Annotated in this window: 7 protein-coding genes; 3 read left to right on the top strand and 4 right to left on the bottom strand. The window is 47.6% G+C overall.

Features of this window, described 5'->3' with window-relative positions; translation table 11 throughout:
* Positions 1-6588, top strand: a 6588-nt coding sequence (locus QUB35_RS34740) for a hypothetical protein (RefSeq protein ID WP_333146932.1), incomplete at its 5' end; no start/stop codon positions are given.
* A gap of 351 nt (positions 6589-6939) precedes the next feature.
* Here the strand turns inward: QUB35_RS34740 and QUB35_RS34735 are convergent.
* The 3 genes from QUB35_RS34735 to tnpA form a co-directional block, all read right to left on the bottom strand.
* Entirely contained in the window at positions 6940-7575 is a 636-nt protein-coding gene (locus tag QUB35_RS34735; protein WP_333146930.1) for a hypothetical protein, read from the bottom strand.
* A 459-nt stretch (positions 7576-8034) separates the two neighbouring features.
* Positions 8035-8613 (bottom strand): Uma2 family endonuclease, encoded by a 579-nt coding sequence (locus QUB35_RS34730; protein WP_333146927.1) that lies wholly within the window; start codon positions 8611-8613, stop codon positions 8035-8037.
* 467 nt (positions 8614-9080) lie between these two features.
* On the bottom strand, positions 9081-9512 hold the full coding sequence (gene tnpA, locus QUB35_RS34725) for an IS200/IS605 family transposase (RefSeq protein ID WP_333146925.1): 432 nt from the start codon (positions 9510-9512) through the stop codon (positions 9081-9083).
* Positions 9513-9563: 51 nt separating this feature from the next.
* Here tnpA and QUB35_RS34720 point away from each other — a divergent pair, with 51 nt between their 5' ends.
* Positions 9564-10715: a transposase gene (locus tag QUB35_RS34720; RefSeq protein WP_333146924.1), complete on the top strand. Its 1152-nt coding sequence runs from the start codon at positions 9564-9566 to the stop codon at positions 10713-10715.
* On the opposite strand, the gene QUB35_RS34715 is transcribed toward QUB35_RS34720, so the two are convergent.
* Entirely contained in the window at positions 10709-10915 is a 207-nt protein-coding gene (locus QUB35_RS34715; protein ID WP_333146922.1) for a hypothetical protein, read from the bottom strand. The genes QUB35_RS34720 and QUB35_RS34715 overlap by 7 nt on opposite strands.
* A 323-nt stretch (positions 10916-11238) precedes the next feature.
* Here QUB35_RS34715 and QUB35_RS34710 point away from each other — a divergent pair, with 323 nt between their 5' ends.
* A complete protein-coding gene (locus tag QUB35_RS34710) occupies positions 11239-12357 on the top strand; it encodes a hypothetical protein (protein ID WP_333146920.1) in 1119 nt (372 codons plus the stop codon).
* Positions 12358-12412: the final 55 nt, after the last annotated feature.

The following is a 12412-nucleotide window of genomic DNA, read 5'->3' as shown; positions in this document are numbered from 1 at the left end:
GACACCTATGATGATGATGGATTAATTGGTGCCTTAACCGATTCAGGAAATGACTACTTTGAAGGTGCATCAGGGGATGACAAATTCTATGGTGCCAGTGGAAATGATACTGCCTATGGTGAGGCTGACAATGATAGTCTCTATGGTGAGAATGGTGAAGACCTTCTTTACGGTGGTGATGGCAATGACTATGGTGAGGGCGGTTCTAACGATGACAAATTCTACGGTGGCACGGGTAATGACACCTATGATGATGATGGATTAATTGGTGCCTTAACCGATTCAGGAAATGACTACTTTGAAGGTGCATCAGGGGACGACAAATTCTATGGTGCCAGTGGAAATGATATTGCCTATGGTGAGGCTGACAATGACAGTCTCTATGGCGAGAATGGTGAAGACCTTCTTTACGGTGGCGATGGCAATGACTACGGTGAGGGTGGTTCTAACAATGATAAATTCTACGGTGGTACTGGTAATGACACAGCTTACGGCGGCGATGACAATGACGACCTTCGAGGTGATGAAGGCAGCGACGATTTAAGAGGAGAAAACGGCAACGACTCTCTCTACGGTGGTGTAGATAACGACTTCCTCTACGGCGGGGATGGTGAAGATGAACTTCGTGGGGAACAAGGTGCCGATGAACTCAGAGGAGAAAATGGTAACGACCCTCTCTACGGCGGCACCGAAAATGATTCCCTTTACGGTGGTGATGGTGAAGATGAACTGCGTGGCGAAGAAGGTTCTGACAACCTTCGAGGAGAAAACGGCAACGACTCTCTCTACGGCGGTCGAGATAACGATTTCCTCTACGGCGGCGATGGTGAAGACGAACTTCGCGGCGAACAAGGTGCCGATGACCTCCGAGGAGAAAATGGCAACGACTCTCTCTACGGCGGAACCGAAAATGATTCCTTGTACGGCGGCCAAGGTGAAGACAAACTCTATGGCGAAGAAGGAGACGATGACTTAAAAGGAGAAGAAAACAACGATTCTCTTTACGGCGGAACTGGCAAAGATACCCTCAATGGCGGCACTGGAAATGACGACTTGCGAGGCGAACAAGGCGATGACTTATTACAAGGAGAAGCCGGAAACGACACTTTATATGGTGGCGAAGACCAAGACCAACTTTATGGTGGATTAAATGCCGACTTACTCTACGGCCAAACTGGCAACGATCAACTTTTCGGTGAAGACGGCGATGACATCCTAGACGGCGGTAGCGACAACGATATCCTCATTGGAGGTACTGGCGATGACAAACTCTACGGCCAAACTGGCAACGACATCATCCAAGGCAACGAAGGCGAAGACTACGCCGAAGGTGGCAGCGGCCGCGACTTCATCCAAGGCAACGAAGGCAACGACATCCTCTACGGACAAGATGGCAGCGACACCGTAGAAGGCAACGCCGACGACGATTTCATCGATGGTGGCAGCGGCCAAGACTTGCTTTTCGGCAATACCGGAGATGACAGAATTTACGGACAAGCCGGCAACGACATCATCCAAGGGAACGAAAATAATGACTGGCTAGAAGGTGGCGACGGCCAAGACATCATTGATGGCGGGGCCGACGACGATGATATTTACGGACAAGCAGGGGAAGACAACCTTTTCGGCAGTCAAGGCCAAGACTACATCGATGGTGGCGACGGCAAAGATACCCTGTTTGGCGGCTTCGATGACGACGTACTTCTAGGCCAAGCAGGCGATGACACTCTCAACGGCAACGCAGGCAATGACGAATTATTTGGCGGTACTGGCAATGACTCGTTAATCGGAGAAATCGGCGATGACTTAATTGATGGAGGAGAAGGAGTCGATCTCGTTAATTACATCAATTCTCCCAGTGGCGTTATCGTTAATATTGACGAAAATAGCGACTACGACAACAACACCAACCAACGTTTCAAAGAATTCGTTACTGATGTCAATCCCAGCGAATACTACACGGAACTCGAACGGGATTTTGAAATTGCCGCTGGTACCGGTAAAGACGGTTTTGGCACTACCGATGCTTTGAGAAACTTAGAAGACATCATCGGTACTCGCTTTGAAGATATCTTAATTGGCAACGAAAAAGATAACCGAATTTGGGCATTAGAAGGCAACGATTTATTAATTGGCAATGCCGGCAATGACTCATTTTACGGCGGAGAAGGCATCGACATTCTCAGCTACCGCCGCGACCCGAACGGCGTTACTGTGAATTTACAAACAGGCAATGCTACCGACGGTTGGAAAGGCCAAGACAAAATTACTGGCATTGAAAACGTCGCCGGTTCTCGGCATGACGATAATATTACCGGCGACGATACCGTTAACGTTATCACTGGCGATGCTGGGGACGATCGCATTTACGGACTCGGCGGCAACGACCAACTCTACGGCGAATTCGGCAACGACCTAATCTACGGTGGCGAAGGCGGCGACAGCATCTACGGCAATCAAGACCGAGACACCCTATACGGTGAAGCGGGTCAAGACTACATCCGAGGTGGTGATGCCGACGACTTAATCTACGCCGGTAGCGATGACGACACCGTTGCCGGAGACGCCGGCTACGGCAACGACACCATTTTTGGCGAAACAGGCAAAGACTTACTCTACGGCGGCGCTGGCGACGACTTTGTGTACGGCGGCGCAGACAAAGACACCATCTACGGCGAAGGCGAAAACGACAAACTCTACGGAGAAGGAGACACCGACCTAATCTACGGTGGCACCGGCGACGACGAACTCTCCGGCGGCGACGACCAAGACACTCTTATCGGCGAAGCCGGCAACGACACTCTCGCAGGCGATGCAGGCGACGACACCCTAGACGCCGGAACAGGCAACGACTATCTCTACGGCGGCACCGGCAAAGACACCCTAAATGCCGGCCTCGGCAACGACCAACTTTACGGTGGCGACGATGCCGACATCCTCCTAGGCAAAGAAGGCGACGACAACCTCTACGGCGAAGCGGGCGACGACACCCTCGATGCAGCAGAAGGCAACGACAACCTCTACGGCGGCGACGGCAAAGACATTCTCGATGCTGGAATCGGCAACGACAAACTTTGGGGTGGTCAAGACGATGACACTTTATACGCCAAAGCCGGCGACGACAAACTGTTTGGCGAAGCGGGCAACGACAGCCTCAACGCAGCAGAAGGCAACGACAGTCTCTACGGTGGAGACGGCAAAGACATTCTTGATGCCGGAATTGGCAACGACTATCTCTGGGGTGGTCAAGACGATGACACTTTATCAGCCCAAGCTGGCGATGACTACTTGTTTGGCGAAGGCGGCAACGACAGCCTCGATGCAGCCGAAGGCAACGATTCCCTTTACGGCGATAGTGGCAAAGACTTTCTCAATGCTGGCGCAGACAACGATTACCTCTGGGGTGGTCAAGACGACGATACTTTATCAGCCCAAGCTGGCGATGACTACCTGTTTGGGGAAAACGGCGATGACATCCTCGATGCAGCAGAAGGTAACGATTCCCTCTACGGCGAAAACGGGAAAGACATTTTAGATGCCGGAAGTGGCAATGACCAACTTTGGGGAGGTCAAGGCGATGACACTTTATTAGCCAAAGCCGGCGATGACAACTTGTTTGGGGAATCTGGCAATGACATCCTCGATGCAGCAGAAGGCAACGATTCCCTCTACGGCGGCGACGGCAAAGATACCCTGTTCGGCGAAGCTGGCAACGATTTATTAGAAGGTGGTTTCGGCGACGACTCACTTTTAGCAGGCGACGGTAACGATACCCTTCTCGGTCAAGCTGACAACGACACTCTGTACGGCTTCAGTGGCGATGACATCCTGGAAGGCAACTCAGGAAAAGACCGACTTTTTGGGGAACTCGGCAACGATACTCTCAATGGCGGTACTGAAAACGATACCCTCGAAGGCGGCGACGGTAACGACATTCTCGACGGTGGTGATAATAACGACAGTCTGTTCGGACAAGTCGGTGATGATACTGTTATCGGCAACCGTGGCGATGACATTGTTGACGGCGGTTTGGGCAATGATTTGCTTCAGGGTAATCAAGGGCGCGATCGAATTTACGGTCAATCCGGCCTCGACACCCTCCTCGGTGGCGACGATAGCGACACTCTTTGGGGAGGCGATGACAGCGACAACTTGCTGGGAGAATCCGGCAGCGATACCCTGTTCGGCGGTTTCGGCAACGACCAACTCGACGGTGGCGAAAATAATGACAGCCTCTACGGGGAAGGTGGCGATGATACCTTAGCTGGCGGAACAGAGGACGATTTCGTAGATGGCGGCACCGAAAACGATACTCTCTCCGGCAATGACGGCAGTGACAAATTATACGGCCGCCAAGGCAACGACTTGTTAGAAGGCAATGCCGATAACGACCAACTGTGGGGTGGCGATAACGAGGATACGCTGTTAGGACAAACCGGAGACGACATTCTCCGAGGTGAATCGGGCAATGACAGCCTTGATGGTGGCGAAGGGGCCGATCGACTTTTCGGTCAAATCGGCAAAGATACCCTCTCCGGTAACATTGGCGACGACTACTTAGAAGGTGGCGCAGACGATGATAGCTTAACTGGAGGCGAAGGAGTCGATCGCATTTACGGAAATGACGGCAACGACATCGCCGACGGCAACAGCGGCGACGACTACATCGACGGCGGCGCTAACAACGATACTTTAGCAGGGGGAGAAGGGCGCGATCGCATTTTAGGTCAAGCCGGCAACGACAGCCTCGAAGGCAACGACGAGAACGACTTCCTCGATGCCGGAACCGGAAATGACACCCTGTGGGGCAACGACGGCGACGACGAACTCTACGGCCGAGAAGACCAAGATTTCATTGATGGCGGCCGCGGCAGCGACCAAATCTACGGCGGAGATGCAGCCGACACCCTCCTCGGACAAACCGGAGAGGATAACATCGACGGTGGTTCCGGCGCCGACTCGATTCTCGGCAACGACGGCAACGACAACATTTGGGCCGGGGCCGGCAACGACTTCATCAACGCCAACGCTGGCAACGACAATATTTGGGGCGACGAAGACGACGACCTGATTTTTGGAGAAGCAGGTGAAGACAAAATCGACGGCGGTTCCGGCTACGACAGCATAGACGGCGGCGCGGGCAACGACCAACTGTTCGGCGGTACGGGCAACGACCAATTATTAGGAGGTGCCGGCAACGACAAAATTGACGGCAGTATCGACGACGACAAACTCTTCGGAGGTGCCGGCAACGACTTGATGTTTGGCAGTCAAGGGCAAGACACGATGTTAGGCGAAGTTGGGGAAGACACCCTCTACGGCGGCGACGAAACCGACATGATGGACGGCGGCGCGAGTAACGACTTGGTTGTAGGCGACTCCGGCGACGACACTCTGACTGGCGATTCCGGCGACGACACCCTCGCCGGCGGCAGCGGCAACGACTTGATGGGAGGAGGCAACGGCGATGACTTGATGTTCGGTGAATGCGAAGACGACACCATGCTGGGAGGTGCCGGTAAGGACACCCTTGACGGCGGTTGTGGCAACGACTTGCTAACCGGGGAAGCCGGCAGCGACAACCTCTTGGGTAACGAAGGCGATGACAGTCTCGATGGCGGCAGCAGTAATGACACCCTCGATGGCGGTAATGGCAACGACTTCTTAAATGGTGACAGCGGCAACGACAGCCTTAACGGTAACGATGGCGATGACAGTCTCTACGGCGGCGAAGGTAACAACGTGCTCAAGGGCGGAAATGGTCAAGATTCGCTGATTGGAGGCAGCAGTTCCGACATATTTGTGCTAGCACCAAGTTCGGGACTCGATCATGTATTCTACTTCCAGGGCGATCGCGATTATTTTGGACTAACACAAGACCTCACTTTTGACCAATTGCAAATCGTTCAAGGCGGTGAAAATTATACTAACGATGCCTTGATTAGCATCGCAGGCACCGGCGAACATTTAGCTTGGGTGAAAGATACTCAATTTAGTGCGATCGACAGTTCTCGGTTTATTTCCATCACCCCCGGAGCCCCGCTGCCTGGAGTTTTCAATACTCCTTCGCCTGTCGATTCTTTAACTGGCGAACCTGTTGATAGTGAGGATGATGAGTTGATTGATAACAGTTCTACCGCTGGCTTATCAAACACAACTGCAACAGTAATGAGTCAGCCAAACAGCACGACCACTGCATCAATTAGTCAGCAAAATACCACGACTACTGCACCAGCAAATATCACCTTGCAACCATTACCAACAGCGACTAATCCAGATAATTTGACAGTAACTTCGGCCAATACTATCCCCGACGATATCTTGTTGAATGGCGGTGCAATTCCCACCATGATGACCTTTAGTGAAACTGATGATGACATACTCATCTACGACACTAACAGCTTGTTGGGTTCTCTAACCAGCGCTCAAACTCAGCCAATTATTCCTTTGAACGGCACGATCGCTAGTAGTGCGATTTCCCCAATTGCTAATAATTCTGCCAATGACAAAAGCCTCTTAATTACTCCGGCTGCAAGTCCCAGCAATCCACTAGCAAATAGCGATTTGACTGGCATTTCGACCTTGTAGTAATTGTAGGTTTGGTTGAGGGCGATCGAATAGATAAAACCCCGGTTTCTTGAAGAAACCGGGGTTTTTAGAAAGGGTATTAATTAAGGAAAGGAACGCGAAAACCTGTTGTTGGCTGTTACCACTTCTGGGCGACCGCTTGAATCAACCCCAGATACTGAGCAGGTAACTCTTCTGCCAGGTACAAGACCGACTCGAACTCCTATAGCAATCCTAAATGATTCAGATACATTTGTAGGGGTAGTGCCCCCGTGCCTACCCCCTATCTATCGGGCAACCACGGGGGGATTGCCCCTACAATAATTATGCAAATGATTTAGGATTGCTATAGTAGCGACGCTCCATTCATTTTTACTGGAGTTTGCGGGCGATCTCTTCAGCACATTTACTTCCCTCTTTACAGAATGTAATTGTTGTACTACCGTACCTTTGATTCTGAGTATTGAGATAATACATAGTCCCATCGAACTGAGTGGGAGAATCTCCGCTGATGGTCGCTGGAATTGCACCTTCAATATATGCAATGCGAGGGTTGGGATCAGCAGTGTTCAAGGAGACCATAATCTTTCTGCTATCTGGAAGAACTGCGGCATTAATGCTACGCCAGCCAACATTTGTTTTTATTACTTGGGACTGAGAATCGATGCATCCTCGCCGCGTGGCGTTGTTTATACTAAACTCATTCGAGGCTGCTGCCTGAGAAATATCTGCTGTACCCAGAATCGATATACAGTTCAAATTATCGTACTGCAGTGGTACACCGCTGGTTTTTGTTTCGTAAAACCACTGGCCCTGGATGGACAGAGACTTTGGGATGGAGGCTTTCTTGATGAGAACATATTGTGTTCCCCCAACCGAAAAACCTTCATATCCTTGCTGCACAGCAACAGCACCGAGCAAAGCACCAGCAGCGAAGGCTGCAAGTAACTGCCAATGGTTTTTTGCCCACTCAGTAACAAGAGTTCTTGGAGAAGGTTCCGTTTCCATATTATCTAAAGAGACTCACAAACATAGTTGTCACACATCGACTGTCTACTTGCGATTAGCATCGTTGACATGGGGTATTATCCGGTACGGCATTTGTCATTGAGGCATCCGCATAACTTATAATTGTCCCGCAGTTGCAGTACAATACTCTTCCCGATCTACCTATCCGGAACCTCTGCGGTTTAACTTTGAACAATCTGAACACCTTCTGCTCAACCTTAACTCAAAGAGTAAACCACCCCGATCGCCCTGCCGATGAGAAAAAGTGACACGATTTTGTAAACTTACGTAAATTACCTCTATCGATTTAAGCTTTGAGATTTGAGATTTTGGAATTAACCTCACCGATCGCCAAATCCTCACATAATTTCATCAAAAATTACCTCCTCTGAAAAATCTTATTGCTCGAATGGCTCTACCAGAATTGCCTCTAAAATATAACGTGTAAGGATCGTATATTTAGGGCTGTCGATCGAAAATAATTTCCTCATATAATTGCTCGATCGGCAAACTTAGATTTATACTTTGAAACTCAACCCGTTCGCCCTCACGATAGCTCAAAATCACCCACTCACCAGCATCATTTTTATGATAAATATCGATCGCCACCTCATCAGAACTTGCTAATACATAATCGATAAGATTGGGGTTGCGGCGATACTTTTCAAACTTCTTGCCTCGATCGTAAGCTTCGGTGCTATCCGATAAAACCTCCACAATTAAGCAGGGATAAGTAATATAGATAGCATTTTCTCGATCTCGATTATCGCAAGTAACACTCACATCTGGATACGTATAGTTAGGAGTATTAAGAATGTTAACCTTTAAGTCTGAGTTAAAAACATTACAATTACTTCCCCGCAGATGAGATCTAATCGATAACAAGAAATTTATAGCAATCGCACTATGATTTTGGGTGCCACCACTCATTGCATAAACCCGACCATCGATCAGTTCGTGTTTTTCTAGCTGCTTTTCTTCCCAACTAAAATACTCTTCTGGTGTAAAGTGCCGATCGTTATCTCGTGCTGCTATCATCACAATACTCCATTAATCAAAAGTTAATAATACCAACTCACAACTCGATAAAAAGTGACACTATCTGGTAAACTTACGTAAGTTACCTCGATCGATTTGAGCTTGGAGATGTGAGATTTACGCTCCTCTTTCATTTTCCTAGCAATTGTCGAACTTGTGCCAAGCCAACATCGCCTGGAATGGATTGGACTGTGCCACTATCAATCTCGGCAATGCGGTCTTGAGCTTTCTGTACGCCCTAGTTCAAAACATCTCGATCTGTTCTGTCATGCTTTCTAGGATCTTGTCGAGGAGGATAGCCTTGGCGGTATCGGGTAGGGCAGTTGCTTCGGAAATAAGCTGGTCTAGGGTTAGCATTGGATGATTTTGCTCCGAGGAAACGATCTGAATTCTAAATCGTCTAGATTAGCGTGAGACAGAAAGCACCATCCATCACCGACGTGTTTTAGAACAAACGGACTTTTATTTTACCGAAAAACTGGGTCTAAAGCCCCTTCTTCAGTGGCCGGCTTTTCTTGATTTCTAATATACTCCTTTAAGACTTCTAAAGGCGCACCCCCTACAGAAACAGCAAAATAGCTAGGACTCCACAATGCCTCTTTATGAGGTTTTTTGTGTCCAGCTTGTCCGTACCTGCGACTAGAAACACCCTTTAATGCGTTCACGATTTGAGAAATTGAAAGTTTAGGTGGATATTCAATCAGCGCGTGAATGTGATTGTCTTCACCATTAAACTCAAGCACTTGAAAATTCATTTTTTCGGCAACCTCTCGAAATGTTTTTTCAATCAAATCAAGACTTTCTCCCGTAAATACAGACCGACGGTACTTTGTCACGCAGACCAAGTGTATTTTAAGTTCTGTAACAGAATGGCGTTCCTTGCGGTAAATAGTTGTCATAGCCTGTAAACCAATATATAATCGAGTAACAGACCAATTCTAGCACAAGTCATGAAAGCAAGATTTCGCTACAGATTTTACCCGACCGACCAACAACAGCAGAGTCTAGCTCGGTTGTTTGGCTGCGTTCGCGTAGTCTGGAACGACGCTCTTGCCCTCTGCAAGCAATCTGAAAAAAAGCCAAAATCAGCAGAACTTCAAAAAACAGTAATCACTCAGGCAAAAAAGACTGAAGAAAGGGCATGGTTGGGGGAAGTCTCGGCAATTCCTCTACAACAGTCGATCTCGGACTTGGAAACAGCATTTAAGCACTTTTTTGAGTCCTGTAAAGGAAACAGAAAGGGTCGTAGGGCTGGCTATCCAAAGTTCAAGAAACGCACAAATAGTCAATCAGCAAGATTGACGCGCAATGGTTTTTCAATCAAAGGAAATGGGGTTTATTTGGCTAAAATTGGCATTGTCGAGCCGATTTGGTCGAGGCAATTGCCGTCAGAACCCAGTTCTGTAACCGTAATCAAAGATTGCGCTAACCGCTATTTCCTCAGCTTTGTTGTAGAGGTTAATTCCAAGATTGTCGAAGCCAAAAACCACAGCATCGGCATCGATCTGGGCATTAAAACCTTTGCAGTAATGAGCAACGGTGAAACAGCCGAAAGTCCAAACTACAAACAGTTAGACCGAAAGATTCGCAAACTACAGCGCAAGCTGTCACGGCAACCCAAAGACTCTAAACGCCGAAATAAGACTCGGATTCAGATAGCCAAATTGCACAACCAAATTGCAGATACCCGTAAAGACTTCTTGCACAAACTGTCAACCAAAATAGTTAACGAAAACCAAGTAATTGTTTTGGAAGATTTGAACGTGTCTGGCATGGTCAAAAACCGCAAGCTCTCAAGAGTGATTAGCCAGCAAGGATGGTATGAGTTTAGGGTGTTGTGTGAGGCTAAATCTGAAAAGCTAGCTAGGGAATTCATGGTAATTAGTCGCTCTTCGCCAACCAGTCAAGTGTGTTCGGAATGCGGGTTTAAATGGGGCAAAATAGACCTCTCTATGCGCTCGCTAGTGTGCCTTAATTGTGGCACTCAGCAAGATAGAGATTTGAACGCTGCGAGAAATATACAAAAAGTCGGGATAGGGCATTGCCACGACTCTAAATGTACGCAGAGAGAAGGTAAGACCACTTGTGGCACATCTCAATGAAGCGTAAAGAATCCCCGCGCGTTTACGCCGGGGAGTATGTCAAACCAATCCATCACGCCACCAAGAGAAGCTGCTACGTTGTAACCAATGCGAATTCCAAATAACCGAGCATTTGGATGTCTTTCATTGACACTATTTGATGCGTGCAAGCCATTTTTGTCAATTTCGTAATCACCAGTCTCAATATCGATGATTACCATCTTACCAATATTTTCTCATGAGTGCCCAGAAACCGAGTTTTTTGCGAATAGTGGTAGGGTGCGTCAGTTGCGAAATTATGAATCATCACCAAAAATATAATTCTGACGCACCTTGAGTTTTGTGTGGTGCGTCAGCTATTAGATTTTTAGTTTAAACCGAAAATAATCATAGCTGACACACCCTACTAATAACTTTTGTGGAACGGACATCTTGCCCGTCTCTGAAAAATGTAAAATGTTGTTACAAGTAACTTGACACCAGTGACTAGATCCATTTCCCACTGACTATAATTGGAAAAAAATCATTTCTTAGGGGAAATTCCATGCAGAAACTAACTCGAATTTTATTCACTACAGCTTTAACCCTAAGTATTTTGTGTTCTCCCACAGCAGCTTTCGCCAAAGCAAAAATTCAGATAGCCATCCTTTTAGATTCTAGTAATAGCATGGATGGACTGATTGACCAGACTCGTACTCAACTTTGGCAAATTGTTAATTTTTTAACTAAAGTAACCAAAGATGGCGAAGTGCCAGAGTTAGAAGTTGCTCTGTACCATTATGGTAATGACAGCTTACCTTCTGAGGAAGGTTTTGTCAGATTATTAACTGGATTTACTCCCGAATTAGATTTAGTTTCCGAAAAACTATTTAGTATCAAAACCAACGGCGGTCAAGAATATGCTGGCTGGGTAATTCGTTCGGCAATGCAAGAATTAAACTGGAGTAAAAATCAGGAAGATTTTCGCGTGATTTTTATTGCGGGTAATGAACCATTCGATCAAGGCCCAATAGTTTGGAATCAGTCGGTCAATCTCGCTGTCAAAGGAGATACCCTCGTTAATACAATCTACTGTGGTTCAGCCGAAAGTCAGGAGCGAAGACTTTGGGCATCAGGAGCAGAGTTAGCAAAAGGCAGTAGCTTCAACATTAATCAAAACCAACAAATTGTGGTAATTAAGTCTCCTTACGACGACGAAATTTCTACTTGGAATACTAAACTTAATCAAACCTACATTCCCTACGGTAGAGAAGGAAGAATCGGACAACAACGTCAGGCTGTTGAAGATAGTAATTCTGGCACAAGTTTTGCTTCGCGTAGTGCGTCCAAAGCTTCTGAATACTATGATAATGCTTCTTGGGACTTGCTGGATGCCCTCGAAAACGGAACAGTTAAACTAGAAGCAATATCAGATGATAGTTTACCAGAAATCATGCGAGGGATGACGCTAACAGAAAAAAGAGCATATGTAGCTGGAAAGAAAACCGAAAGAGAAGCGATTAAAAAGACGATCCGCGACTTATCTCAAAAGCGTACATCATATATTGAACAACAGCGCAAATCTAGTACCAATAGTGGTGAAAATACTCTCGATCGCGTAATGATTCAGAGTCTCCGCCAGCAATTAGCCGCTAAAGGATTCAAGCTTAGGAATGAGAATTAAATAACTTCCACAAGTTTGTGGGATGGGCGTCCCGCCCGTCCTTTTTGGACGGGCG

Source organism: Microcoleus sp. B13-B6, from assembly GCF_036705405.1.
In the GTDB taxonomy this organism is placed as follows: domain Bacteria; phylum Cyanobacteriota; class Cyanobacteriia; order Cyanobacteriales; family Microcoleaceae; genus Microcoleus.
The sequence above is the reverse complement of the archived record's forward strand: the minus strand, read 5'-3'. Positions and strand labels throughout refer to the sequence as shown.